This is a genomic window from Streptomyces sp. NBC_01217, from assembly GCF_035994185.1.
Classification (GTDB): Bacteria; Actinomycetota; Actinomycetes; order Streptomycetales; family Streptomycetaceae; genus Streptomyces.
Map to the genome: position 1 here is coordinate 7,565,061 of NZ_CP108538.1, position 24,663 is coordinate 7,589,723.

Sequence of the window (24,663 nt, forward strand, 5' to 3'; positions counted from 1 at the left end):
GAACTCAACCGTGGCCGTGGATTTGCCTTTAGATCTGCTGCATGACATTCACACTCTCCTCCGCCTCCGGCCGGGCGAGATCCGCGCGTGCGGGACGCAGGGCCCTGCTCATAGCGACCTCCGTCGCACTGCTGAGTGGCGCACTGCTTCCCGCGGCGGGCTCCGCCTCCGCCGCCGGCCCGTCAAGGACCGCCGACCGCCACGCCGATGCCGCCGTCAAGGAGTACGACATCACCCTGGTCACGGGCGATGTGGTGCACTACACGGACGGCGTCGGCAAGCAGGACACCGTCACCGTGGACCGCCCTGACGGCGCGGTCGGAGGCGTGCATGTCCAGCAGGCCGGTGACGACCTCTACGTCCTGCCCGACGAGGCCAACTCCCTGCTCGGGGCAGGGAAGCTGGACCGCCGCCTGTTCAATGTCTCGACCCTCGCCGAGATGGGGTACGACGACAAGAAGTCGGGCGGCATCCCGCTGATCGCCACCTACCCGGCGAGCCAGGGCCGTTCGCTGCCGGTCGCCCCCCGGGGCGCGAAGAAGACCAGCACCCTGGACAGCATCCACGGCGCCGCGCTGAAGGCCGACAAGGACACCACCCGGGCCTTCTGGAACGACATCGCCCGTACCTCCACGGCCCGTTCGCTGGACAACGGCATCGCCAGGCTCTGGCTCGACGGCCGGGTGAAGGCCGCGCTCAAGGACTCCGTGCCGCAGGTCAACGCCCCGCAGGCATGGGCCGAGGGCTACGACGGCAAGGGCACCAAAGTCGCCGTCCTGGACACCGGCATCGACGCGACCCACCCGGACGTCAAGGACCGCATCCTCGAATCCAAGAGCTTCGTGCCGGGCGAGGAGGTCCTCGACAAGCACGGCCACGGCACGCACGTCGCCTCCACGATCGCCGGCTCCGGCGCCGCATCGGAAGGCGCCAACAAGGGCGTCGCCCCCGGCGCCGACCTGATCATCGGCAAGGTGCTCGGCAACGAGGGCTCCGGCGCGGACTCCGGCATCATCGAAGCCATGGAGTGGGCGAAGGCAGAAGGCGCCGACGTGGTCTCCATGAGCCTCGGCTCCAGCATCCCCGACGACGGCTCCGACCCGATGTCCCAGGCCGTCGACGCCCTCTCCGCCGACGGCGGTCCGCTGTTCGTGATCGCCGCGGGCAACGCGTACGGCGAGGGCACCATCGGTTCGCCCGGTTCGGCCGACAAGGCGCTGACCGTCGCCGCCGTCGACAAGCAGGACGTCCGCGCGGACTTCTCCTCGATGGGCCCGCTCACCCGGTCGAACGGGCTGAAGCCCGACCTGTCCGCCCCCGGCGTCGACATCAACGCCGCCGCCTCGCAGGCGATCCCCGGCATCAGCGGCATGTACCAGCAGATGTCCGGTACGTCGATGGCGACACCGCACGTCGCGGGCGCCGCGGCGATCCTGAAGCAGCGTCACCCCGACTGGTCCGGTCAGCGAATCAAGGACGCGCTGATGTCCTCGTCGAAGCAGCTGCCCGACTACACGCCTTACCAGCAGGGCACCGGCCGGCTCGACGTGAAGGCGGCGATCGACACGACGATCGAGGCCACCGGCTCCGTCGCGGTCGCCTCGTACGACTGGCCGCACAGCGCCTCCGACCCGGTCGCCGGGCGGACGATCACGTACCGCAACACCGGTACGCAAAACGTCACCCTGGACCTGGCCACCGACACGGACTCGGCCGCGTACACGCTCTCGACGGCGAAGCTCACCGTCCCCGCCGGTTCCACCGCCGACGCAGTGCTGTCGCTGGACCCGTCGAAGGTCGAGGCCGGCACCACGTCCTCCGGCCAGGTCGTCGCGAAGGACGCGTCCGGCGCGACCGCCGCGCACACCGGCTTCGCACTGAGCAAGGAGCGGGAGCTCTACGACCTCACGTACAAGCTCCGCGACCGTGCGGGCGAGCCGATGGACGGGTATGTCGTCCTCGGTGAACTGAACGACCCGTACGCCGGCCTCAACGTCGTCCCGGTCTCCGGCGACACCACGCTGCGGCTGCCCCCGGGGACCTACACCTCCTGGGCCGCCGTCGACGTCGACGGTGACCGCCCGGACTCCAAGGCCGTCGCCTTCCTCATGGAGCCGGAGACGGTCCTCGACAAGCCGACCACCGTCACCCTGGACGCGTCCAAGGCCCGCAAGATCAGTGTGCGGACGCCGAAGGAGACCGAGACCCGGCAGCTGCGCTACGACATGGCACGCACCGCACCGAGCGGCATGGTCTTCCGTGACGCGTACCAGATCCCGGTGACGTACGACCAGCTGTGGGCAAGCCCCACGAAGAAGGTCACCCAGGGCAGCTTCAGCTTCCTGACCCGCTGGCGCCAGGGCGAGAAGCAGATCGACCTGTCGGTCGACGGCCGTGATGTGCCGGTGGCAGTGCAGGGCGGTGCGCTCATTGCCGAGGACAGCAGCCAGAAGCTGACCGCTGTCTTCGCGGGCGACGGCGCAGCGGCCGACTATCAGGGGCTGGACGTCAGGGGCAAGGCTGTCGTCGTCCGCCGCAGCGACGCGGTCGCCCCGGCCGAACGGCTGGCCAACGCGCTTGCCGCGGGCGCCAAGGCGCTCTTCGTCGTCAACGACGGACGCGGCGTGGCGACGGAGTGGTACACCGAGTACGGCACCACGACCACCATCCCGGTCGCCTCGGTTCAGCAGCTGGCCGGTGAGAGTCTGATCAAGGCGGCCACGCGGGGCAAGAAGCTCACCATGACCCAGCGCAGGTTCGCCCGGTACGTGTACGACCTGGTCGACCGCCACAACGGCACCGTCCCGGACCGCTCGCTGGCGTTCGCGCCGTCGACCCGTGAGCTGGCGAAGGTGGAGAACACCTTCTACGGTCACAAGGCCACGCTCGGCGGTGGCTACCGCTACGACATTCCGGACTACGGGCCCGGCCTCGGCTTCGCGGAGTACGAGAAGTTCCCCGCCACCCGTGACGAGTGGGTCACCCCGCTTCCGGGCGCCTCCTTCTGGTACGAGGACCACTCGGTCTTCAACGCCACGGAGACCGGTTTCGCGCACGAGATGCGCAGCGGCGAGATGGACTACACGGCGGGTCGCACCTATCCCGCCGACTGGTTCGCGCCGATCAGCCGCCCGCGTCTGGGCACCGGCTTCTGGGGTCCGTTCCGTTCCGTCACCAACGACATGCAGTTCAATTTCACCCCGTGGACGGACTCGGGCGCGGGCCACTCGGGCTCCATGCCCGAGGACGAGTACGACACCACCACCACCGCCTTCTACCAGGGCGACACCCTGATCCAGAACGTTGCGGGCCGGGCCGGGTACATCGGCGGCCTGTCGGCGCAGAAGCTGCCGTACCGCTTCGTCCTCGACTCCACCCGCGACGGCGACGTGTGGAAGACCTCCACCCGCACGCACACCGAGTGGAGCTTCGTCTCGGGCCAGATGGACCAGAACGGTCCCTGGCAGGCCGACCTTCCGTTGCTCCAGCTCGACTACAAGGTCGACACCGACCTCGCCGGTGACGTCGAGGCCGACGAGTGGACCGAGATCTCTCTGGCCTCCGGCACGCAGGAGTGGCTGGACGGAGCGGTGAAGGCGAAGAAGGCCTCGCTGTCGGTGAGTTACGACGACGGCAGGACCTGGAGCGCCACGGAGCTCCGCAGGACCTCCGAGGGCGCCTGGACCGCCCGGTTCAAGACGCCCAGGAAGGCGGGCGGCTTCGTCTCGATCAAGGCACACGCCGAGGCCGGGAACGGGCTCGGCATCGATCAGGAGATCATCCGGGCCTTCGGCCTGAAGTGATCTGCTGAGTTCGGCTCCTGAGGCGGCCGCACACCCCCTGACCGGGGTGTGCGGCCGCCTGTGAGCTGTCACATCGCCTCGGGTAGTCTCGGCGCCCATGTCGTCCTCCCCTTCCCGTAATCGCCCTTCCTTCGACGCGGACGAGCGGACTCAGCTGGTCGGCTGGCTCGACCTCCAGCGGGCGATCGCCCGCTGGAAGTGCGAAGGGCTGTCGGAGGCGGACGCCCACCGGCCCGTCCTTCCCGCCTCGCCCCACATGACGGTTGCGGGTGTCATGTCACACCTTCGATGGGCCGAGCACCTCTGGTACGAGGTCGTCCTGCTGGGCCGTCCGGCCGTCGGGCCCATGTTCGACGGGCCCGAGGACGCCGACATGATGGTCGAAGGTGTCCCGCTCGCAGAGCTCCTCGACGACTACGACCGGCAGACGGTGGTGTCGAACGAGATCGTTGCGGCGAAGTCGCTCGACGACGTGGGCCGGCACCCGGACTTCGATGCCTCGGCCGCGAGCGTGCGCTGGATCATGTTCCACATGATCGAGGAGACCGCCCGCCACGCGGGCCATCTGGACGCGATCAGAGAGATCCTGGACGGCGAGAAGGGCCACTACTGACCCGGCGGCTTGCCGCGCCGCAGCCGCGTTGCCGGGTGCGCGGCCGGGGCATCGACTGTACTGGCGCCACACACTCGCAACGGCTCCGGAGAGAACGGACTGTCATGAGAAAGATCGTTCTGATGATGTCGATGTCGCTCGACGGTTTCATCGAGGGACCGGACCGTGAGATCGACTGGCACCTGGTCGACGACGAACTGCACCGTCACTTCAACGAGCAGCTCAGGACCATGGGCGGCTTCCTGGACGGCCGGGTGACCCATGAGCTCATGGCGGGGTTCTGGCCGACCGCCGACGATGATCCCTCAAATGCCGGGCCCGTGGCGGAGTTTGCCGCCATCTGGCGGAACACGCCCAAGTTCGTGTTCTCCCGGACGCTGGAGCGGGCCGACTGGAACACGACCGTCATGCAGCAGGTCGACGTCGACGAGATCATGGCTATCAAGGCCCGGCCCGGCGGGGATCTGTCGCTCGGCGGCGCCGGGCTCGCCGCGTCCTTCATGCGGCTCGACCTGATCGACGAGTACCGCATCTACGTCCATCCGGTGCTCATCGGGCGGGGCAAACCCCTGTTCCCGGAATCCGATGCCCGCACCTCCCTCCACCTTGCCGAGACCCGGACCTTCACCAATGGGGTCGTCCTGCTGCGCTACGAGCGCCCCGCGGCTGCTCCACCGGAATGAACACCCCGAGTCGCGGACGCGTCCGCGCCGCCGCGCCGGGCTAAATGAGGGGCCGCACCGTCGCGAGACCGAACGAAAGGACCGGCGATGACACTCGGCGCCGAGGACCGCATGGCCGTCATGGAACTGATCGCCCTGCACGGGCACCTGGTCGACGACGGTGAACTCGACCGACTGGACGAGCTGTTCACCGCCGATGTCGTCTACGACGCCTCGGACCTGGGGCACGGATCGATGCACGGGCTGGAGGCCCTGCGTGACACGGCCCGGTCGATGGGGGGACACGGCCCCGTCAGCCATCACGTCACCAACATCGTCCTCACCGAGGCCGGTGAGGGCCGGGTGCACGCCCGGTCCAAGGGATTCGGGATCAAGGCGGACGGCACGAGCGGAAGCGTGTCGTACGAGGACGTGATCGTGCGCGGCGGGACGGGGTGGCGCATCAGCCGTCGCAAGGTCGCCGTACGGGGCACGCCTTCCGGTACGCAGAAGCGGTCCGGGTGACCCGTCAGGCCGCGGAGGCCGCCCGCTTCGGCGCGGCGGCTGGCTCCGGGCCGGAGAGGTCGTCCCGGTGGCTCTCCCTCGTCAGCGAGATGGCCACGGCGCTGATCACGCAGACGACCGCGAGGAACAGGGAGACGGTGCCGGTGTTCGTCCCGCCGCCCGCCGCGGAGAGCAGGCTGGTGGCGACCAGCGGGGCGAGCCCGGCACCGAGCGTGGTGGCCAGCTGATAGCCGAGCGAGGCGCCCGTGTAGCGGGCCCGGGTGCCGAACATCTCGCTGATGAAGGCGGCCATCGGCCCGTACATCGACGCCTGCAGCAGCGGGTTGCCGATCAGATAGGCCGCCGTGAGCCAGGCCACGGAGCCGGAGTTGACCATCCAGAGCAGCGGGTACGCGGCGAGCGCCGAGGCGATGGCGCCGGTGATCATGACCGGCTTGCGGCCGATCCGGTCGGAGAGCGCGGCGAAGGCCGGAATGGTCGCGATGTGCACGGCCGAGGAGACGGCCTGCACGGTCAGCACGGTGGAGCGCTCGAAGCCGATGTCCAGGGCGTGGCTGAGCAGGAAGGTGGCCAGCAGGGACTGCAGGACCAGGGCGCCGCAGCCGCCGAAGCAGGCGAGCAGGATGTTCTTCGGGTAGCGGCGCAGCGCGGTCAGCAGCGGAGCCTCGGCGGCCCTTCCCGCGGTCCTCGCCTCCTCGGTGGCCACGCGCTGAGCGGCCATGAACTCGGGGCTCTCGGTGACCTTCATCCGGATGAAGAGGCCCAGCGCCAGCAGCAGCACGCTCAGCAGGAACGGTACCCGCCAGCCCCAGGAGAGGAACTGGTCCTCCGGCAGCGCGGAGAACGCGGCGAAGACGACGGTGGCCAGGACCGCGCCGGCCGGCCCGCCCATGTTCGCGAAGCTCGCCGCGAGGCCCCGCCGGTGCGCCGGTGCGTGCTCCATCGCCATCAGGGCGGCGCCGCCCCACTCGCCGCCGACCGCGATGCCCTGCACGAGCCGCACCGCGACCAGCAGCACGGGGGCCCAGATGCCGATCGTGGCGTACGTGGGCAGCACACCGATGATGAAGCTGGCCAGGCCCATCAGGCTCATGGTGAGCACCAACATCGACTTGCGGCCGACCCGGTCACCGAAGTGGCCGAAGACGATGCCGCCCAGCGGGCGCGCGACGTAGCCGGCCGCGAGGGTGCCGAACGCGGCGATGGTGCCGGTCATCGGGTCGAGGCTGGAGAAGAACAGTTCGTTGAAGACCAGCGAGGCCGCCGCTCCGTAGAGCAGGAAGTCATAGAACTCGATGGCGCTGCCGACAAAGCTCGACAACGCGACTCTGCGGGCCTGGGAGTGACGCACGGCATCGTCGGTGGACATCTGGCGGCTCCGAATCATGGACTGGACATCGCGAGGGAGGCCCCTGATGGCCTGATGTGCATATTTCGCACGTTGGTATGTAGATAACGAACACCATCGGGTCGTCGCGGTGTCCTGTCAAGAGTTGTGAAGGTGCGAGAGCGATGTGAGGCAGGAGTCGGGGAGGCGCGAGCGGCACGCGAAAGGCGGGGTGGTGCGCGAACCGCACCACCCCGCCTTTTGCCTGTGAGGTCCTGGTCAGTGCCCCGCCTGCAGTGCCGCCCAGGTGTTCGCCCCCACGACGCCGTCGGCCGTCAGGCCCCGGCTCGCCTGGTAGCTGCGCACCGCGGTCGCCGTCGCCGGGCCGAAGTTTCCGTCGATGGTGACCGTCGAGCCGAGCGCCGCGGTCAGTGAGCGCTGGAGCCGCTTCACCCCGTCGCCCGAGGCGCCCTGCTTGAGGGTCGTCGTCGGGCCGGCCGACAGCAGTGCGGTCCAGGTCCTGTCTCCCACGACGCCGTCGGTCGTCAGGCCGTGGTTCGCCTGATACGCCATCACCGCGTTCTTCGTGGCCTGGCCGAAGTTGCCGTCCACCGCGCCCACCGCGTAGCCCTGCTGGCTCAGCAGCTGCTGAACCGCCTTGACCTGGGCGCCTGTCGAGCCGCTCCGCTGGGTCGCGTACGCGGTGAAGCTCAGCCCGTCACCGCTGGTGCCGCCACCGGTGTTCCCGCCCACCAGCTGCATGTAGCGCGTCCAGTCCCAGTACGGGCCCGGGTCCGTGTGGTCGTTGCCCGGCGCCTCGCTGTGCCCGATGATGTGCGCCCGGTCCTTCGGGATCCCGTACCGGTCGCACAGGTGGCGGGTAAGGGCCGCCGACGAGCGGTACATCGTGTCCGTGAACCACGACGGGTCGTCGATGAATCCCTCGTGCTCGATGCCGAGCGCCGAGGCGTTCTGGCTCCGCGCGTGGTACGCGGTGTCGCCGTCGCGCACCATCTGGGTGATCTGGCCGTCGGAGGAACGCACCACATAGTGGGCGCTCACCTCCGACGTCGGGTTCTGGAACCAGCTGATCGAGCCCGCGTACGAGCCCTGTGTGACATGGATGATCACCTTGTCGATCTTTGCCGACCGGCCTGCGGTGAAGTTGTTCGCATTGGCCGCAACCCACAGCGCCGACGGGTAGTCGGGGCTCTGGACGCTTACTTCGGCGGTGTCGAGCGAGCCCTTCTGCGGCGAGACCGGACGGGCCGTCACCGAGATCTGCTCACCGCCGGAGACGGTGGCGTAGAGCCCGTGGGCCAGGAAGGTGTACACGGTGTCGGCGTAGAGGGCGGCGGCGCTCCCCGTCGAGCCGCTGTACCGGGCGACGGCCGGGTACCAGGCGTTGACGTCGTCGCGCTCCCGGTCGTCCAGACCGAGCTTGTCGGCGTAGCTGCGCAGCACCGCCGCGCCGCCCAGGATGTTGGCCGCGGTGTCGGTGCGCAGATCGGCCAGGGGCTCGCCGGTGAGGGCGGACGCCCGCTCCAGCATCGGGTTGGCGGGGTTGCTCACCAGGTGCATCACGCCGTATCCGTTCGCCTGGCTGGGGCGCCCGGAGTGGCCGTCGAGACGGGTTTCGCCGTATCCGACGGCGGCGAGCAGATCACGCGGTACGTCGAACTTCGCGGCCGCCCGTGCGAATGCCTGGTTCATGGAGTCGCCGTCGGCCGGAGCGGCGAAGGCCGGGGTGCCGGTCGCGGCCAGGACGGTGGCGGTGAGGGCCGCTAGGACGGATGCGCGGAGCTTTGTGTGGGCGGCGGCTCGTCTGGGCATACCTGCTCCTGCTCGGTGGGGGGAGGAGAACGGCCCCCGGGCCCGAGTGGGGTGGGCCGAGGGGCCGAAGCCCGCTCAAGCTATCGGCGTGTTCAGGGCATGACAACCACTTGAACGCGTGTCGAACCCTCTTTCACCCCTACGCAGTTGAAGCGCAGGTCGGAGCCCTGCCCGGTGGCCTGATCGGCGGTCACCGGGCAGGGCCGTACCGCTCACCGGCCCGCTCGGCATGGAGCAGGCAGCAGCCGGGCGGCCTCTGCGCGCCGGGTGTAGTCCAGGGCGGCGGCGCCTACTTCTGCTCCCCGTCCGATGCGAGGAAGTCCAGCACCAGCTCGTTGAACACGGCGGCCTGCTCCCACTGCGGCCAGTGGCCCGCGCCGGTCACCAGCTGGAAGCGGGCGCCGCCGATCTTCTCCGCCATCTCCAGGCCCGCCTTCGCGGGGCCCGAGGGGTCGTCGGAGGTCCACACCACGAGCGTCGGGGCCTTGACGGCCGCCAGGTCCTCGTCGGTGACCATGTTGCGTCGTCGGATCTCCGGGTCCTGGAGGCAGAGGATGAAGCGCGCCGAAGAGGCGTATCCGGGGCGGCCGTAGTGACCTGCGCGGATCGCGACGAGTTCATCGGTGACGGTTGCCCTGTCGGCCATCAGCCACTCCAGTCGGGCCCGCACCCGCTCGGCGGACGGGTCGTCGGCGGCGGCCTGCGAGAGCGTACGCAGCCGCTCCATCACCTCGGGCCTGGCCATCGTCCCGCCCGGTGTGTTCAGTACGGTCTTCAGCACCCGGTCCGGGTACCGCGCGGCGAACTTGACCGCCACCCAGCCGCCGAGCGACTCACCGTTGAGGTGCGCCTTCTCGATGCCCAAGGTGTCCAGGAGATCGCGCAAGTGGCCGACGTAGGTGGGGAGTTCGACGTCCTCGGTGGCGTGCGTGGTGCCCGCGTGGCCGGGGAAGTCGTACGCGATGACGCGGTAGCCGGCCTCGGCGAAGGCGGCGACGTTCTGTGCGTACGCCTCCAGGTGTCCGCCGGTGCCGTGCATCAGGACGAGCGCCTCGCCGTCCTCGGGGCCCGCGGTGAGCACGCGGGTGTTCCAGTCGCCGACCCGCAGGTGCTGGAGGCAAAAGCCGGTGGCGGCGAAACCGAGCCAGACGGAGGGGTGGAGAGTCATGGTGCGGTGTCCTTATCGGTCTTGGGGGAGAGAGCGGGGGAGGGGGAGCGCGGTGGTCACGGCGAAGCCCGCGATCCAGGCCTCGATCGCCTCGTAGTAGCGGCTTTCCATGTGGTACGGGCCTGCGGCCGACAGCGCGGCGTACGCGGCGATCCAGGTACGGACCTCGTGCGCGGAGTTGCCCGCCTGCTCGGCGAACCAGTCGGTGCTCCACCCGTCGACCTTGCCGAGGTCGCCCGCGCCGAGGGTGTCGAGCACCAGGTTGTCCCAGGCCGGGTTGAGCGGGTGGAGTCCGCCGCCGCCCGCGGCGAACGCCTCGGCCGCGGCGATGGTGCGGGCCTCGCGGGCGGCGCGCGCCTGCGGCGAGGGGTTGCGGTTGTCGATCAGCCTCGCGACCTCCTCCTCGGTGTCCGCGTCCGCCATGCGCGGGACCGGCGGATCGTGCGAGAGGCCGCCCGAGCCGATGAACAGCACCCGCCTGTCGAGATCGCGGGCCGCCCGGCCGAGGGCCTCGCCGAACTCCCGGATCCGGGAGACGGGCGCGAACGGCGCGGCGACGGAGTTGATGAACACCGGCACGACCGGACGCCTGCCGATGCCGCCGAACAGGATGTCCAGCGGCTGCGAGAAACCGTGGTCGACGATCATCCGCTCGGAGAGCGCCACATCGATCCCGGCGTCCAGCGCGGCGCGGGTGAGGGCGAGCGCCGCGTCGTGGTCGACGGAGAGCGCCCCCGCGGGGGTCCTGAAGTCGCCGACGGCCTCGGCCCGGCCGCCCACGCAGAACGGCGGCATCATGTCGTAGAAGAAGCCGTTGTAGTGGTCCGGCGCGAAGATCACGACCAGTTCCGGGTCGTACGCGGTGACGAAGTCCCGTGCACCGGCGAGCGCTTCGTCGACCCGGGCCCGTACCTCAGGCGACGGGTGTACGAACTCCATCAGCGGCGAGTGCGACAGGCAGCACAGGGCGAGGGACATCAAAGCCTCCGGGAATCAGGTGGAGCGCCTCGGCGAGGCGGCGGGTCAGGGCCGAGGCCTGCTGGGCGAGGGCGGCACCGGCGACGAAGCGGTCGGGCCGGAGCACGACGAACGACTCGGGGCGCCGGTCGAACCACGCCTTGAGCCGGCCGGTGTGGTCACCGACGACCACGGGCCCTTCGGCGTCCGGCTGCTCCCGGGGGCCCTCCCAGTGGAGCTGCTCCATGGGCCGCGCCTCGACGAAGCGGGCGCCGAGCCGTTGCCAGGTCTCGCGGGCCTCGTCGTCCAGCAGTGCGAGCGGGTCGTTGTTCCAGGCGAGGACGGTGAACCAGGGTCCGGTCACCTCGTCGAGCAGCGGCTGTGCGCCGTCCCGGGTGGTGACCTTCGGCTGGATGAAGAGCCGTCCCACGCAGGGTGCGGCGTTCTTGGCGAGCGCGGTGGGGTGGACGACCGCACCGCGCTCGTAGAACGGCATCGGCTTGAACTTCATCTGGGTGACGTAGTCCTTGGCCGCGGGTACGGCCCCGAGTCCGCGCAGCACCGCGTCACGGGCACCGGCCAGCCAGCGGTTGGTGGGGGAGATGACCCGGCCCACCTTGTCCGAGAGGTCGACCATCGCGGCGGCGTGCGGGCGGCGCTCGGTGTCGTAACTGTCCAGCAGGCGTTCGCTCGCCCCGCCGTGCAGCACGCAGGCGAGCTTCCAGCCGAGGTTCGCGGCGTCGCGGATGCCGCTGTTGAAGCCCTGCCCCTGCCAGACCGGCATCAGATGTGCGGCGTCGCCCGCCACCATGACACGGCCCTTGCGGAAGGCGCCCGCGACCCGGGAGTTGTGGGTGTAGGCGCGGCGCCGGATGATGTCGGCGCGGGCCGGGTCGGGGATGAGCGGGGCGAGCATCCGGTGCAGCCGGCTCTCGTCCGCGATGAAGGCCTCGTCCTCCTCGGGGCGCAGCATGAGTTCGAAGCGCCGGATGCCGTGCGGCAGTCCGATGGAGACATAGGGGCGCGAAGGATCGCAGCCCATGTACGCGTTGGGGCTGCCGAGCGGGTCGTTGCGCAGGTCGACGACGAGCCAGCGGCTGGGTTCCGTACGTCCCTCGAAGGGCAGGCCGAGCAGCTTGCGGGTCTGCGACCGGCCCCCGTCCGCGCCCACGAGGTAACGGGCGCGGACGGTGAGCGGGGCGCCCCCGGGGCCGATCAGGTCGACATCGACACCGTCGGCGCGCTCGGCGAAGCCCTCCATGCGGTGGCCGAAGCGGATCTCAACGGTGTCGAACCTGCGGGCGCCCTTGAGGAGTTCGGCGTCGACGAGCGGCTGGATGAAGCCGTTGCGGCGGGGCCAGCCGAACTCGTCGGTGCGGGGGTCGAGTTCGGCCAGCAGAGTGCCGTTGCCGTTCACGAACCGCATGATCTGGTTCGGGGTGGTGTGCCGGCGGATCTCGTCGATGAGCGCTATCTGCTGGAAGGCGCGCAGGCATTCGTCGTCCATGCCGACGCCGCGCGGATAGTCGATGAGCTGATCGCCCGCCTCGACCAGCAGCGTACGGATGCCGCAGAGGCCGAGCTGATTGGCGAGGGTGAGCCCGACGGGCCCGGCACCGACGATCAGTACGTCGACCGGGTCGACGGGCTCGTCCGGCTGGGCTGGTCTCCGGCTCGGCGCGGAGTGGGGGTGGGACATACGCGACTCCCTTGTCGTAACAGGGCCGACCCGATGTGTTCATTTAACGGTCATGGCCGTGCGTTATTCGCATCGTCGAGGGTGTGAGGTGGCGCTGTCAAGACCCTCCCGGCGGGGAAGCGGTATGAGAAAGACCCCCCGCGCTACTGCGCGAGGGGCCGAGGCCGATCGGGAACGAGCAGGTCAGGCGTTTACGGAGATCTCCTTGGCGGCCGCCACCATGCCCGGGACCGAGGCGCGCGCCACGTCCTCGCGGGTGGTGATCAGATTCACGCACAGCTGCATCGCCGGATCGGCCAGCCGCAGCGGTACGGCGACCCCGAAGGCTCCCGGCTCCACCTGCCCGAACGTCGTCGCGTACCCCCGCTCGCGCACTTCCACCAGCTCCGCCGGATCATCCGCCGACGGCGCCCGGAACGAGGCCAGCGCCAGACCGGCCGCGCCGACCCCGATGGGGTTGCGGCTGCCGACCCGGTAGGAGAGGTGATAGTCGACCGACTGCGGCTCCACCACCGCGACCGCCACCGCGTCGTCGCCCTCCGCAGCGATCAGCGCCACCGTGGCCCCGAGCTCGTCGGCGGTCCGCCGCAGCACCGGAAGCGCGGCCTCCCTGATCCCGGCCGCATAACCGCGCGCCAGCGCCGCCGTACCCGAACCCGCCCGGTAGCGTCCGTCCGTCCCCCGGAACACCAGCCGGAACTCCGCCAGGGTGGTGAGAATGCGGTACGCGATGGTGCGGTGCACGCCCAGCCGGTCCGCCACATCCTGCACCGCGAGCCCCTGCGGCGTCCCGGCCACAAGACCGAGCGCGGAGAGGCCCCTGGCCAGGGTCTGGGATCCGCTGGGGCGGGGCGACGTCTTCTCGGGAACCGGCTTCTCGCTCACCGGGCAATCCTAAGGGCCTTTCGTTTGGATCTTGCTGGGCTCGCGTGCCCCGGCGAGATCCAAACGAAAGGCCCTTAGGGGGAGTCGGACGGGCCCCGGCCTCCGGGTGCATGCCCTTCCCGACGGGCCCGCGGATTCGTACACCTGGACGTCCCCCCTCCGCACGGGGGAACGCGTACCGGCGTCCCTTTCACGAAGGCGTATAAAGGGTTCCTCCGGACCAGCCGGCGTCCCCCGAACGGCACTCACACCTCACGCGGCAGGGCGTCACCGCGTACGAGAGCGCAGGAGTGCCGCATGAGCACGGCAGAAGAGATCAGCGCCTTGCTGGCGGCGAACTTCGGAACCGATCCCCTCGCCATCCGGTCCGAGGTACCGCTCCGCCAACTCAGGCTGGATTCACTGGCGTTGGAGGAACTCAGGCTTCTCATCGAGGACCGCATGGGCGTCGACCTCGACGACGTCCAGCTGACCTCGCGCGACACCGTCGGGGAACTCGTCGCCGCAGTGCACCGCAAGGCCGCCGCATGAGTGCCCGTCCACAGCGCCCCGCGCCGTTCGCCGCCGCCGTCACCGGCCTCGGGCTCATCACCGCGGCGGGGGCGGGGGCCGAAGCCACCTGGCGTACGGTCTCGGAGGCCGTCACCGCACCCTCCGTCCTGCGACGGCCCGAACTCCACGACCTGCCCTGCGACTTCATGTACACCATCACCGGCCTCGACACGCGGGCCCTGCTCGGCGTGGCCGCCGCGCGGCTGATGGACCGCTTCTCACAGCTGGCCGTCCTCGCGGCCCGAGAGGCCGTCGCCGACGCCGGTCTCGACCCCTCGGTCTGGGACAGCGGACGGGTCGGCGTCGTCATCGGCTCCGCACACGGCGGACTGCCCTTCTACGACGAACAGCACACCCTCCTCGTCGAGCGAGGCGCGCGCCGAGTCTCCCCGAAACTCGCCCCGCTCACCGTCGTCAACGCAGCGGCCAGCAGCGTCGCCACCGACCTCGGCGCCCGCGGCCCGAGCCAGGCCGTCTCCACCGCCTGCTCCTCCGGCACCGTCGCCATCGGCACCGCCCACCAGATGCTCCGCACCGGAGCCTGCGACATCGTCATCGCGGGCGGCGCCGAATCGGTCTGCTCCCGGCTGCTGATCGCCAGCGCCTGCCAGCTGAAGGCCGTCTCCACCCGGCGCGACGACCCCGAGGCGGCCTGCCGCCCGTTCGACACCCACCGGGACGGCTTCGTCGTCGGCGAGGGCGCCGGGCTCCTCGTACTCGAACGGCTGGAACACGCCCGCGCCCGCGGCGCCGCCGTCCGCGCGCACATCGCCGGATACGGGGCCTCCAGCGACGCCCACTCCGCCGTCGCCCCGGACCCCGAGGGCCTCGGCATCGAACGGGCGCTGCGCACCGCGCTCGCGGACGCCGGGGTCGGCGCCCAGGACATCGGCCATGTCAACGCCCATGGCACCTCCACCGTCTCCAACGACCTGATCGAGGCGACCATGCTGCGCCGGGTCCTCGGCGAGCATCCCCTGGTCACCTCGACGAAGGCGATGACCGGACACACTCTCGGCGCGGCGGGCGGCATCGAAGCCGCACTGACCGTGCTGGCGCTCCAGCACCGGCTCGTGCCGCCCACCGTGAATCTCGACGCCCCCGACCCCGAGATCCCCATCGACGTGGTGCGCAAGGAGGCCCGGCCGGGGGCGTTCGACGCGGCCGTCAAGACCTCGCTCGGCTTCGGCGGCCACAACGCCGCACTCGTCCTCACCAGGGCCTGACCCAAAAGCGAGGACCATCATGGCCGAGGAGACAATCCGGACCCTGTCGGTGCACGGGCTGCGCTACGGCTACCGGGTCCTGCGGCAGCCCGTGCCGCGCACCGAACCGGTCATCGTGCTCGGCGGCGCGCTCCAGGGGATGTACGGCTGGCCCCAGATGGACGACCACCTGGGGCCGTTCGCCTCCGTCGTCACCGCCGACCTGCCCGGCATGGGCGGCGCGGACCCGCTCCCGCCCGGCACGGGGGAGGACATCCTGCACGCCGCCGTCGCGGGCATCATCGACGATCTGAACGTGCCCAGGGTCAACCTCTTCGGGTTCTCCTACGGCGCATCGATCGCCTTCGGCTGCGCCCGGCAGTACCCCGGCCGCATCGCCCGGCTGATCCTCGGCGGCGTACCGGCCCACATCAGCGACGCCCAGCGCACCCGGTGGGGCCGCGCCGTGGACCGGCTGGCGACCGGTGACACGGAGGGGTTCGCCACCCTGGCCGCCGCGGCGCTGATGTGTCTGGACCCCGAACGCCCGGTCCACCGCGGGGAGCTGGCCCGCCGCTACGTCCGGCGCTCGTTCCTGCACGCCCTCACCCACTCCCCGCACGCCGCGCAGTCGCTGCACCGGTCGCTGGGGCACCGGCCGGACTTCTCCGGCGGGCTGACCGGCGTACCGGCGCTCGTCTTCGCGGGCGAGCACGACACGGTGACCTCGCCCGAGCGGCAGCGTGCCTTCGCCGCCACGATCGAGGGCAGCAGATTCGTCACGATCGGGGAGTCCGACCACTGGGTCGTCCTGGAGCGCCCGGACGATGTCGCGGACCTCGTGGCCCGCTTCTTCACGGACTGCTCGCTGGAGGCGGCGCCGGGGTCGGCCGTGCTCCCGCGCCAGTCGGCGGGGATGCGTCCGGTGCACGGGGTGTGAGGGGCAGGTCCGGGGCCGTCGGGGTGCGACGCGGGAGGGGCCGGCCGGTGGAATTGCTCCCCGGCCGGCCCCTCCCACGGGCTCGGGGGTCAGTGCCCGCCGTGGCCCTTGGCGTTGACGTCCACCCGCACGATCTGCGGGTCGTGGTCGCTCGCCTGGTCGGCGAACTCCGCGTTGATGTGCACCACGTCGTAGTCGAAGCGGCGGATGCCGGGGCTGGTCAGGATGTGGTCCAGCGTCTGCGAGTTGCCCTCGTACACATAGCTGTACTGCTCGCTCGCGGGCAGCGTGGTGATCAGGGGCTTGAGCACCTTGCCGCCGGTCAGCGCGTTCACCGTCGGCGAGAACGCGAAGTCGTTGAGGTCGCCGAGTGTGATGACCCGCGCCGACTTGTCCACTGCCAGCAGCGACTTGACGAAGGTGTTCACCTCCGTCGCCTGCTTCACCCGCTTCGTCTCCGAGCTGCGCGTCGGCTCCTGGTACCGGCCGTGCAGGGGCTGGTCGCCGCCCTTGGAGGCGAAGTGGTTGCCGATGACGAAGACCGGCTTCCCGTGGAAGCGGAACTCACCGACGAGCGGCTTGCGGCTGTCGTCCCACGCGTCGCTGGTCGGGGCGATCCGGCCGGGCGAGGCCGACAGGGTGACGCCCTTCTTCGTCTTCACGGCCGTCACGGCGGTGGTCGCGTCGCCGCCCGCGCGGTCCACGAAGTCGACCCGCTCGGGGTTGAAGAGGAAGACGTTGCGGATGTTGCCGCCGGGCTCGCCGCCGTCCTTGCCGTTCTCGGGGACGATGTAGCGCCACGCGTACTGCGGGCCGCCCGCCGCGACGATCGCGTCGGTGAACCGCTTGAGCGTCGCGTCGGAGCCGACCGTGCCGTCGTTCACCGCACCGTTGTCGTCCTGGATCTCCTCCAGCGACACGATGTCCGGGGACGAGAGGTTGACCGCGACGCCCTCGGCGAGGGTGTCGAACTTGCCCTGCTCGTCGAGCGCGTCCAGGTTCTCCACGTTGTACGTGGCGACGGCGAGCTCCTTGCCCTTCTGCTTCCGGGTGACCTCACGCCGCAGGTGGTGGTCGGTGAGCGTGCCGAGCTCGGTGGCCTGGAGGTTGTAGCCGCCGTAGGAGTCGTAGTCCAGGACTCCGGTGGTGGCGCCGGACAGCACGTCACCGACGTTCGCGACGGGGAACGGGCGGGTGGTGTCGAGCGACATCACCTTGATCCGGCCGGTGTTCTGGTCGGTGTACGAGGAGTACAGCGTGCCGCCGCGCCGGGTCGGGTTCTCGCGCGGCTTCACCGTCACCCAGACCTCGTTGTACGCGGTCGTCGCACCCGTCACCCGGGTGTCGGCGATCTCGACGCGCGTGCCTTCGAGCGACTCGTAGCGGTCGAGGGCGTACGCCGACGGGTCGAGCGTCAGCGGGTCGATCGAACCGCCGTCGGCCGAGGGGATGTACGCGTCCGGCACCGAGGCCGCGTCGAGCACGACCGGGGCCGGCAGCGCGTTGCCCGAGGACAGGACCGTCGTCTTCGGGGCGGTGATCTCGGTGATGGACTGGGTGGTCGACGACGGGTAGTACTCGTCCACCTTGCCGCTGACCAGCACCGAGTCGCCGACGGCGACGGCCGGCGCGGCGGATCCGGTGTAGACGAACACACCCTCGGCGGTACGGGCGTCCGCGTCCGGTGCGCTGTCCTGGATCCAGAAGCCGCGCGAACCGGAGGTCCGTACGCCGGTGACGATGCCGGGGACGCCGGTGACCGCCTGGCCGTCCAGCGGCGAGACACGGGTGGTGCCCTGGATGTCGTGGATCCGGACGGTGCCGGGTTCGGTCGGGCCGCCGGGGTCCTCGGGGCCGGAACCGCCGCCGGATGTCTCACCGGCCGAGTTGACCGGCGTCGGGGCGCCCGCGGTGAGGTCGGCGGCGTTGTCGTCGGTGTCGGCGAGGGACGTACCGCGCGCCACCGAGGAGGTGTTCGACGCCCCCGCCGCCGGGCCGCTGCCCTCCCGTACGACCGCGGAGCCGTAGCCGACGAGGTCCACGATCCGTGTGTCGGCAGCGCAGTCGGCCGCCGTCTTGCAGGTCAGCGCGGTCGTGCCGGAGACGAGCGCGACGGTTCCGCCGCCGGCCGCCATCGCGACCGTGCCGGTGGCGTCCGGCGTCGGCAGGGCGACGGTGCCGCCGGTGCCCGCGGCCTCGGCGACGAGGTAGCGGCCGCCGGGGGCGACGGACCCGCTCAGCGCGGACACCTGCCACAGCGAACCGGCGGAGGGCGAGGCCGGCAGGTACTGCACGCTGAGGCCGGACAGGTCGTACGCGGCGGAACCGGCGTTGGCCAGCTCGATGAAGTCGCGGGTGAGCGTCGCACCCGAATTGCCCCCGCCGCCGTACGCCTCGGAGATCACGGCGGTCGAGGACGGAGCCGCGAAGGCGGCGGGCAGCGCGGTGGCCGACAGCGTTACGGCGACGGCGCCGGCCAGCAGGACGGAACGGGGTCTGGATATGTACACGGTGGGCTGCTCCCGAAGTGTGGTGACGGCAAAAGCTATGCGCGTAGACCCGGTCATGACAAGACATCAGAAGTTAATTCCACAAATCGTTTGGGCGGCCTGCGGGCGCCGGATCTCCGGGCCGGCCCCGACCGGGCGCGCAACCAAAAGATTGCCTAAGGTGAAGGGGGGCCGTGGAAGGAACGGTCATGAGCAAGCCCGAGTTCGTCTACGCCATCTACATCCAGACCACGGCCGAGCAGCTCTACCAGGCCCTGACCGACGCCGAGTTCATCAAGATCTACATGGGCGGTTACGGCCCCGATTCGACCTGGGAGGCCGGCGCGCCGGTCCGCTGGAAGATGGACCCGGACGGCGAGTTCGAGGAGGTCGGCCAGCGGGTCCTGGAGGCGGAGCCCGGCAAGCGGCTCTCGTACACCTGGCACACCCTGCAGCCCATGCACCGCCAGATGTTCGACTTCGCCTCGGACGAGGAGTGGGAGCAGGCCGTCCGGGAGCGGTCGAAGGTCGCCTTCGATATCGAGCCGGCCGAGTCGCCCGAGATGGGCATCAAGCTGACGATCACCCACGACGGGTTCGACAGCCCGGACAGCAAGATGCTGGAGGGCGTCAGCGGCGGCTGGATCGTGATCCTCTCGTCGCTCAAGACCCTCCTGGAGGGCGGAAAGTTCCTGGACGAGCCGGCCTGACGGCGGGCCGGCCCGCCCTCTGCACCCGGCTCAGTCCTCCGGTACCCGGTCGAGGAAGCCGCTGACCGAGGTGATGCGCCCGTCGGCGGCGAGGGTGAGCACATCCGACCCGGCGACGGGCGTCGAGCCGTCGGCGGCGGAGACCAGCTCCCAGCTGAAGCGGACGATGTCGTGGTGTCCGTCCGGGGTGCCGGCCGGCCGGAACTCGAAGCCGGGGAACTGCTGGTGGACCCCGCTGATCGTGGCCGCGAGCCCCTCGTGGCCGCGCACGTCGGCGAGCGGGTCGGTGTAGGTGGCGGTCTCGGTGAAGGCGGCCGCCACGGCCTTCTCCAGATCCTCGGGGGTGGCCGCGTTCCAGGCGGTGAAATAGCGCTGGACGGCGTCCTCGTATGCGGTCATCGTGCTGTCCTCTCCTCGCGCCCCGGCCTCTGGGGCCGGGCTCCCGTGTGCTCGTGAGGAACACGATGTCCGATGGCGCGGAAGGCGTCGATTACCTCCGAGGTCATGAGTGGTCATGGCCGGAGCGCCGCCGGTGAGAGGTCATATTGCAGTAAGGCGAGAGCGGAAACGGGCACCTCCTCACCACTGGCCGTCCGGTACGACATGCATGGCCGCTTCCTCGGCGGATGCGGCCGCTCCGTCGATCCCGACGTCCTCGCCCGCCATGGTGTCCGGCTCGTTGATGTCCAGCTGCCGGGTGAGGCGGCCGGCGCGTGCCATGCCGACCTCCCCGTCCCAGAGCTCGCCGTCACCCTCGGGCAGATCTCCCAGATCGTCGCCGACGGCTTCGGTCACCTCGGGCAGTTCCCGTGCCAGACGGCCGTTCAGCGGCTCGCCACGGTGCTGTTCGGCGGCCGTGGTGCCCTGGTCCTCCACTGCCCACGGTCGCTCGGGCGGCGAGTAGCCCTCGTCGAGCAGGTCGCTGAGCCCTGCCCGGTTCTCCAGGGTGTCCTCGATGTCGAGCTGCTCGGTCAGGTCGGAGGCCTCAGGCTGTTGGGGCTGGTAGACATCGTCTCCCATGTCGGCTTCCTTCATGGTGTGTCCCTTCCCGGTTTCGGGGATCCCGGCCGTGCATGCCGCACACGCGACTCGGGGGAAAGGGGGCAAATCTCCGGTATGCGCCCGAGTGCCGTCGAACCACCCGTATGGCTTCAGGATAAGTGGCCCGGGTATGAGCCCGCAGCCGTGAACCGCTGCCCGGGCGCGGTCGGCCCGTCCGGGGGACGATGGAAGGTGTGGGCGGGCGATGTCCTGCCCCGTCGATACGGGAGAACCGCCATGGATTACCCGGAGAGCTACCAGTTGGTATTTCAGGCGTCCGCCGTGGAGGACGACACGGTGACCGTCCGGCGTACGGCGCAGTCGGGGGCGGGCGGATACCCCATCTACGAGGACGAGACCGGAATCGTGCGTGCGGAGATCAGCGACCGGGGAGAGGTGCGGATGCTGGCCACCGGGGGACACCAGGTGCTGGGCACGCCCCTGGTGGTGCGGGAGCTGAGCACATGACATGAGCCCGGGGCCCGTCCGGCGTGTGACCGGACGGACCCCGGGCGCTGCGGGACTGCGGGCCGGTGCGGCGCCGCCCGCGTCAGCCCTCGGTCCAGCCGTGGTTCTTGGCGAACTGCAGCAACCCGCTCCGGACCTGGAGGATCTGAGCACCCGTCAGCGTCGGTGCCGACTCCAACAGGACGTCGGTCACCTCCTTGGTGTACTCAGCCGCGGTGAGCACATCACACAGATTGTCGTCGTCCGCCGACCCGGAGATGTGGACCGCGGCGGGCCTCGGAGGAGTCAGCGGCTTCCCGTCGGGCCCCTCGGCGAGCCGTACGGACGACGCCTTCAGCCCGCGGTCACCGTCCTCGATCTCGAACTCGACCGCCGTACCCGTGTGTACGTAGGACTCCGGGATCAACATGTCGTTCACATGGAGAAACACATCCTCACCACCATGATCCGGTGAGATGAAGCCATAACCCCGTGCGCTGTCGAACCGCACCACGCGACCAGAAACCACACCAACCCCCAGGAAAGAAAAACCGGGCCCCTTGCCCGTGCGCCACACATGGCTTGCCCGGAGAATAGACCTGCGCGGCCGGGCGGCGCGACCCGATCGCGCGTAAAACGCCCGGACCGGTGCGAGGTACGGGACGGGGGCGGCGGCCGGCTCACCTGAGCTTGCGGGCGGGCGGGGGCGCGGTTCCGGACGCCAGCGGGGAGCGGGCCAGCTCGACGCAGCCCACCGTGATCAGGGCGAGCGCGACCAGTTCGGGCAGCACCCACCACCCGGTGCGCAGCTCCTCGCCGAACAGTGTCACGCCGTACAGGACGCTGATCAGAGCGTCACCGAGGGTCAGCATCGGCTGGACGGCGACCAGCATGCCCGCCTGGAGGGCGTTCTGGAGGAGGAACAGCGAGCCCACTCCGGCGGCAGCGGTGGCGTACAGCTGCCAGGACGTCAGGAGCGCGACCGCCCCGCCGCCCCCTTCCAGCCGGGCCATGGCGTCCTTCATGAGCGCGGCGGTGAGCGCGTACCCGCAGGCGGCGGCGAGTCCGAGCAGCGCGCCCCGGGTGTTGCCGCGGGTATTGAGGGCCGCACCGATCAGCACGGCCTCGAAGATTCCGGTCAGGATCAGCGCCGTGATCCAGGCCGCTCCGCGCACGGAAGTGCTGCCGCCGCCCGGTGCCGCGGAGGCCATGCCCAGGGCCAGCCCCAGGGTCACGGCCGCCACCGCGTACCAGATCTCCCGGGGAATCCGGACCCGCAGGGCGAACCCGGCCATCAGCAGGGTGGCCGGCAGCTCGATCACAAAGATCGGCTGGACCAGGGCGATCGGCCCCGTCGCCAGCGCCACGGCCTGGCAGACGGCCGCGACGATCACCAGGCCGATCCCGGCGAGCCACACCCGCTGGCGCAGCAGATGCCCGATCAGCGAGAGGTGCATCGCCTCGCTGTCGGGCACGGTGCGGGCGGCGCGCCGCTGCAGAACGGAGGCGGCGCCGTTGCTGATTGCGGTCAGGATGGCGAACAGGACACTGATCACGCACCCATGATGCGGGCGGCGCGCCCACGATCCGGGGTCCTGCGGGGCGGCGGCATGGCGGGGCGCAAGGACCGGGGGAGTCCGCCGGGTGCGCGCTCCCGATGCGGACCGAAGCTGTCCGCAAGTCCGCGTAGCGTGCCGTCCATGGCCGCGAAGAAGAACCCTGCCCCGCCCGCCGTGCTCTCCCCGCGCGCGCTGGGCCGCGCCACGCTGGAGCGCCAGCTGCTGCTGCGTCGGACCGCGATGTCCGCGAAGGACGCCGTCGGGCATCTGGTCGGGCTCCAGGCGCAGAACACCAAGCCGCCGTACTACCAGCTCTTCGCCCGGCTCGACGGCTTCGACCCGGGCGAGCTGGCCGCGCTCATGGAGTCCCGCGAGGTGGTCCGTATCGTCACCCTGCGCTCCACCATCCACCTGCACACCGCGGCCGACGCGCTCACCCTGCGCCCGCTCGTCCAGGCGGCGCGCGACCGTGAGCTCAGGATGTTCCGCAAGGGGCTCGCCGGAGTGGACCTGGAGCGCCTCGGGGCGGTCGGCAGGGAGCTGGTCGAGGAGCGGCCCCGTACGCCCGGGGAGATCCGCGAGGCGCTGCTCGCCGAGTGGCCCGACGCCGACCCGCAGGCCCTGGGCGTCGCCGCCCGCTGTCTGCTGCCGCTGGTCCAGGTCACCCCGCGCGGAGTGTGGGGAAGGAGCGGCCGGGTCGCACTGACCACCGCCGAACACTGGCTCGCCGGCCCGTCGGAGCCGGTCCCCGCACCCGACGCCACCGCGCTGCGCTATCTCGGCGCCTTCGGTCCCGCATCCGTGCAGGACATGCAGGCATGGGCCGGACTGACCCGGCTGCGGGAGGTCTTCGACCGGCTGCGCCCGCGGCTCATCACCTTCCGGGACGAGAACGGCGTCGAACTCTTCGACCTGCCGGACGCCCCGCGCCCCGACGAGGACACCCCTGCCCCGCCGCGCTTCCTGCCCGAGTTCGACAATGTGCTGCTCGGCCACGCGGACCGTACGCGCGTCATCCCGCCCCGGTACCGGGGACGCAACGGGAACGGCAACCAGGCGTACGGCACGGTGCTCGTCGACGGATTCCTCGCCGCGATCTGGCGGCTCGGCACCGGGGCCGGGGCGGGCTCGGGCGCGGTGGCGCTCACCGTGCAGCCGCTCGGCAGACTGAGCACGGCCGAGCGCGACGCCGTCACGGAAGAGGCCGTGCGCATGCTCGCCACCATGACCACGGCGGTCAGCGACACGAACGGATACGACAACCGGTTCGCGACGTTCGTCGACTTCGGGTGAGGCAGGCGTCCCGGGGCAGGCCGCATCCGAATTCCGCGTCGCGACTCTCCGGCGCGACGTACGATTTCGTACGTGACCAGCGGACCCCCCTCGGCGCAGCGCCTGCGCGACCTCGCGCGGCTGCGCCGCGTCCGCGACCGGATCGACCGGGAGTACGCACAGCCGCTGGACGTCGAGGCGCTCGCCCGTGGCGCGCACATGTCGGCGGGGCACCTCAGCCGCGAGTTCCGGCTCGCCTACGGTGAGTCGCCGTACGGCTACCTCATGACGCGGCGCATCGAGCGGGCGATGGCGCTGCTGCGGCGGGGAGACCTCAGCGTCACCGAGGTCTGTTTCGCGGTCGGATGCTCGTCGCTGGGCACCTTCAGCACTCGCTTCACGGAGCTGGTCGGGGTGCCGCCAAGCACCTACCGGCGCCAGGCGGCGAGCGCGACGGCGGGCATGCCGTCATGCGTGGCGAAACAGGTGACCAGACCGATCAGGAATCGAGAAGCGCGGCCGGCGAAGCGCAACTAGCGTGACGGCCATGGACATCACGATTCACACGACCTTCCTCCCGCACCACGACCCGGACGCCTCCCTGGCCTTCTACCGCGACATCCTCGGCTTCGAGGTCCGCAACGACGTCGGATACGGCGGGATGCGCTGGATCACGGTCGGCCCCGCGGACCAGCCCGGCACCTCGATCGTCCTGGAGCCGCCGGCCGCGGACCCCGGCATCACCGACGACGAGCGCAACACCATCGTCGAGATGATGGCCAAGGGCAACTACGCCCGCGTCATCCTGGCCACCGCCGACCTCGACGGCACCTTCGAGCGGCTGCAGGCCGACGGCGCCGAAGTCGTCCAGGAGCCGACCGAGCAGCCCTACGGCGTACGCGACTGCGCCTTCCGCGATCCCTCGGGCAACCTGATCCGCATCAACGAGCGCCGCTGAACGGTCCGGCATGTGCAG

At 70.6% G+C, this 24,663-nt stretch carries 23 protein-coding genes; 12 read left to right on the forward strand and 11 right to left on the reverse strand.

Translation table 11 applies throughout. The annotated features are described in order from the left end of the window. Window positions 1-41: 41 nt before the first annotated feature. From OG507_RS33810 to OG507_RS33825, 4 genes are all read left to right on the forward strand, one after another. Window positions 42-3,803: a S8 family peptidase gene (locus tag OG507_RS33810; protein WP_327370903.1), complete on the forward strand. Its 3,762-nt coding sequence runs from the start codon at window positions 42-44 to the stop codon at window positions 3,801-3,803. 97 nt (window positions 3,804-3,900) lie between these two features. Beyond that, entirely contained in the window at window positions 3,901-4,416 is a 516-nt protein-coding gene (locus OG507_RS33815; protein WP_327370904.1) for a DinB family protein, read from the forward strand. A 104-nt stretch (window positions 4,417-4,520) separates the two neighbouring features. Next, window positions 4,521-5,099, forward strand: a complete 579-nt coding sequence (locus OG507_RS33820; protein WP_327370905.1) for a dihydrofolate reductase family protein — start codon at window positions 4,521-4,523, stop codon at window positions 5,097-5,099. 87 nt (window positions 5,100-5,186) lie between these two features. Further along, window positions 5,187-5,603 carry a nuclear transport factor 2 family protein gene (locus OG507_RS33825; RefSeq protein ID WP_327370906.1) on the forward strand — a complete coding sequence of 139 codons (417 nt, stop codon included), beginning with the start codon at window positions 5,187-5,189 and terminating at the stop codon, window positions 5,601-5,603. A gap of 4 nt (window positions 5,604-5,607) precedes the next feature. Here OG507_RS33825 and OG507_RS33830 read toward each other — a convergent pair whose 3' ends face one another. The 6 genes from OG507_RS33830 to OG507_RS33855 all read right to left on the reverse strand — a co-directional run bounded on the left by OG507_RS33830 (window position 5,608) and on the right by OG507_RS33855 (window position 13,472). Further along, the gene (locus OG507_RS33830) at window positions 5,608-6,972 is read right to left on the reverse strand and encodes an MFS transporter (protein ID WP_327370907.1); all 1,365 of its coding nucleotides are present in this window, start codon (window positions 6,970-6,972) and stop codon (window positions 5,608-5,610) included. Between the two features lie 237 nt (window positions 6,973-7,209). Continuing rightward, window positions 7,210-8,763, reverse strand: coding sequence for a peptidoglycan-binding protein (locus OG507_RS33835; RefSeq protein ID WP_327370908.1), 1,554 nt, complete (start codon window positions 8,761-8,763; stop codon window positions 7,210-7,212). A gap of 289 nt (window positions 8,764-9,052) precedes the next feature. Then, window positions 9,053-9,931: an alpha/beta fold hydrolase gene (locus OG507_RS33840; RefSeq protein WP_327370909.1), complete on the reverse strand. Its 879-nt coding sequence runs from the start codon at window positions 9,929-9,931 to the stop codon at window positions 9,053-9,055. A gap of 12 nt (window positions 9,932-9,943) precedes the next feature. Continuing rightward, window positions 9,944-10,909 carry a 3-carboxyethylcatechol 2,3-dioxygenase gene (locus OG507_RS33845; RefSeq protein ID WP_327370910.1) on the reverse strand — a complete coding sequence of 322 codons (966 nt, stop codon included), beginning with the start codon at window positions 10,907-10,909 and terminating at the stop codon, window positions 9,944-9,946. Further along, window positions 10,845-12,587, reverse strand: a complete 1,743-nt coding sequence (locus OG507_RS33850; protein WP_327370911.1) for a bifunctional 3-(3-hydroxy-phenyl)propionate/3-hydroxycinnamic acid hydroxylase — start codon at window positions 12,585-12,587, stop codon at window positions 10,845-10,847. Before OG507_RS33850 ends, OG507_RS33845 begins: the two co-directional genes overlap by 65 nt. A 183-nt stretch (window positions 12,588-12,770) precedes the next feature. Continuing rightward, window positions 12,771-13,472: an IclR family transcriptional regulator gene (locus OG507_RS33855; RefSeq protein ID WP_327370912.1), complete on the reverse strand. Its 702-nt coding sequence runs from the start codon at window positions 13,470-13,472 to the stop codon at window positions 12,771-12,773. 297 nt (window positions 13,473-13,769) lie between these two features. On the opposite strand from OG507_RS33855, the gene OG507_RS33860 reads away from it, so the two are divergent. From OG507_RS33860 to OG507_RS33870, 3 genes are read left to right on the forward strand one after another with little or no spacing between them, the layout of a single operon-like run. Then, window positions 13,770-14,003: an acyl carrier protein gene (locus tag OG507_RS33860; protein ID WP_327370913.1), complete on the forward strand. Its 234-nt coding sequence runs from the start codon at window positions 13,770-13,772 to the stop codon at window positions 14,001-14,003. Beyond that, window positions 14,000-15,250, forward strand: coding sequence for a beta-ketoacyl-[acyl-carrier-protein] synthase family protein (locus tag OG507_RS33865; protein ID WP_327370914.1), 1,251 nt, complete (start codon window positions 14,000-14,002; stop codon window positions 15,248-15,250). Before OG507_RS33860 ends, OG507_RS33865 begins: the two co-directional genes overlap by 4 nt. Window positions 15,251-15,269: 19 nt before the next feature. After that, window positions 15,270-16,169: an alpha/beta fold hydrolase gene (locus OG507_RS33870; protein WP_327370915.1), complete on the forward strand. Its 900-nt coding sequence runs from the start codon at window positions 15,270-15,272 to the stop codon at window positions 16,167-16,169. Between the two features lie 89 nt (window positions 16,170-16,258). Here the strand turns inward: OG507_RS33870 and OG507_RS33875 are convergent, their stop codons facing one another. Further along, on the reverse strand, window positions 16,259-18,679 hold the full coding sequence (locus OG507_RS33875; protein WP_327370916.1) for an endonuclease/exonuclease/phosphatase family protein: 2,421 nt from the start codon (window positions 18,677-18,679) through the stop codon (window positions 16,259-16,261). A 188-nt stretch (window positions 18,680-18,867) separates the two neighbouring features. On the opposite strand from OG507_RS33875, the gene OG507_RS33880 reads away from it, so the two are divergent. Then, window positions 18,868-19,368: an SRPBCC family protein gene (locus OG507_RS33880; protein ID WP_327370917.1), complete on the forward strand. Its 501-nt coding sequence runs from the start codon at window positions 18,868-18,870 to the stop codon at window positions 19,366-19,368. A gap of 30 nt (window positions 19,369-19,398) precedes the next feature. On the opposite strand, the gene OG507_RS33885 is transcribed toward OG507_RS33880, so the two are convergent. Next, on the reverse strand, window positions 19,399-19,767 hold the full coding sequence (locus tag OG507_RS33885) for a nuclear transport factor 2 family protein (RefSeq protein ID WP_327370918.1): 369 nt from the start codon (window positions 19,765-19,767) through the stop codon (window positions 19,399-19,401). 180 nt (window positions 19,768-19,947) lie between these two features. Further along, window positions 19,948-20,403 carry a DUF5709 domain-containing protein gene (locus OG507_RS33890; protein ID WP_327370919.1) on the reverse strand — a complete coding sequence of 152 codons (456 nt, stop codon included), beginning with the start codon at window positions 20,401-20,403 and terminating at the stop codon, window positions 19,948-19,950. Window positions 20,404-20,646: 243 nt separating this feature from the next. Between OG507_RS33890 and OG507_RS33895 the strand changes: the two genes are divergently transcribed. Next, window positions 20,647-20,877, forward strand: coding sequence for a DUF6296 family protein (locus OG507_RS33895; protein WP_327370920.1), 231 nt, complete (start codon window positions 20,647-20,649; stop codon window positions 20,875-20,877). Between the two features lie 82 nt (window positions 20,878-20,959). Here OG507_RS33895 and OG507_RS33900 read toward each other — a convergent pair whose 3' ends face one another. Both OG507_RS33900 and OG507_RS33905 read right to left on the reverse strand, forming a co-directional pair. Beyond that, entirely contained in the window at window positions 20,960-21,385 is a 426-nt protein-coding gene (locus OG507_RS33900) for a cold-shock protein (RefSeq protein WP_327370921.1), read from the reverse strand. A gap of 151 nt (window positions 21,386-21,536) precedes the next feature. Next, window positions 21,537-22,412, reverse strand: coding sequence for a DMT family transporter (locus tag OG507_RS33905; protein ID WP_327370922.1), 876 nt, complete (start codon window positions 22,410-22,412; stop codon window positions 21,537-21,539). A 144-nt stretch (window positions 22,413-22,556) separates the two neighbouring features. On the opposite strand from OG507_RS33905, the gene OG507_RS33910 reads away from it, so the two are divergent. The 3 genes from OG507_RS33910 (at window position 22,557) to OG507_RS33920 (ending at window position 24,645) form a co-directional block, all read left to right on the forward strand. Next, window positions 22,557-23,708 carry a winged helix DNA-binding domain-containing protein gene (locus OG507_RS33910; protein ID WP_327370923.1) on the forward strand — a complete coding sequence of 384 codons (1,152 nt, stop codon included), beginning with the start codon at window positions 22,557-22,559 and terminating at the stop codon, window positions 23,706-23,708. A 72-nt stretch (window positions 23,709-23,780) separates the two neighbouring features. Next, the gene (locus OG507_RS33915) at window positions 23,781-24,224 is read left to right on the forward strand and encodes a helix-turn-helix transcriptional regulator (RefSeq protein ID WP_327370924.1); all 444 of its coding nucleotides are present in this window, start codon (window positions 23,781-23,783) and stop codon (window positions 24,222-24,224) included. 10 nt (window positions 24,225-24,234) lie between these two features. Continuing rightward, window positions 24,235-24,645: a VOC family protein gene (locus OG507_RS33920; protein WP_327370925.1), complete on the forward strand. Its 411-nt coding sequence runs from the start codon at window positions 24,235-24,237 to the stop codon at window positions 24,643-24,645. Window positions 24,646-24,663 lie beyond the last annotated feature (18 nt).

Coding starts and splice junctions, on each gene's coding strand:
- OG507_RS33810 (WP_327370903.1), top strand. CDS start 42: ATGACATTCACACTCTCCTCCGCCTCCGGCCGGGCGAGATCCGCGCGT.
- OG507_RS33815 (WP_327370904.1), top strand. CDS start 3,901: ATGTCGTCCTCCCCTTCCCGTAATCGCCCTTCCTTCGACGCGGACGAG.
- OG507_RS33820 (WP_327370905.1), top strand. CDS start 4,521: ATGAGAAAGATCGTTCTGATGATGTCGATGTCGCTCGACGGTTTCATC.
- OG507_RS33825 (WP_327370906.1), top strand. CDS start 5,187: ATGACACTCGGCGCCGAGGACCGCATGGCCGTCATGGAACTGATCGCC.
- OG507_RS33830 (WP_327370907.1), bottom strand. CDS start 6,972: ATGTCCACCGACGATGCCGTGCGTCACTCCCAGGCCCGCAGAGTCGCG.
- OG507_RS33835 (WP_327370908.1), bottom strand. CDS start 8,763: ATGCCCAGACGAGCCGCCGCCCACACAAAGCTCCGCGCATCCGTCCTA.
- OG507_RS33840 (WP_327370909.1), bottom strand. CDS start 9,931: ATGACTCTCCACCCCTCCGTCTGGCTCGGTTTCGCCGCCACCGGCTTT.
- OG507_RS33845 (WP_327370910.1), bottom strand. CDS start 10,909: ATGTCCCTCGCCCTGTGCTGCCTGTCGCACTCGCCGCTGATGGAGTTC.
- OG507_RS33850 (WP_327370911.1), bottom strand. CDS start 12,587: ATGTCCCACCCCCACTCCGCGCCGAGCCGGAGACCAGCCCAGCCGGAC.
- OG507_RS33860 (WP_327370913.1), top strand. CDS start 13,770: ATGAGCACGGCAGAAGAGATCAGCGCCTTGCTGGCGGCGAACTTCGGA.
- OG507_RS33865 (WP_327370914.1), top strand. CDS start 14,000: ATGAGTGCCCGTCCACAGCGCCCCGCGCCGTTCGCCGCCGCCGTCACC.
- OG507_RS33870 (WP_327370915.1), top strand. CDS start 15,270: ATGGCCGAGGAGACAATCCGGACCCTGTCGGTGCACGGGCTGCGCTAC.
- OG507_RS33880 (WP_327370917.1), top strand. CDS start 18,868: ATGAGCAAGCCCGAGTTCGTCTACGCCATCTACATCCAGACCACGGCC.
- OG507_RS33885 (WP_327370918.1), bottom strand. CDS start 19,767: ATGACCGCATACGAGGACGCCGTCCAGCGCTATTTCACCGCCTGGAAC.
- OG507_RS33890 (WP_327370919.1), bottom strand. CDS start 20,403: ATGAAGGAAGCCGACATGGGAGACGATGTCTACCAGCCCCAACAGCCT.
- OG507_RS33895 (WP_327370920.1), top strand. CDS start 20,647: ATGGATTACCCGGAGAGCTACCAGTTGGTATTTCAGGCGTCCGCCGTG.
- OG507_RS33910 (WP_327370923.1), top strand. CDS start 22,557: ATGGCCGCGAAGAAGAACCCTGCCCCGCCCGCCGTGCTCTCCCCGCGC.
- OG507_RS33920 (WP_327370925.1), top strand. CDS start 24,235: ATGGACATCACGATTCACACGACCTTCCTCCCGCACCACGACCCGGAC.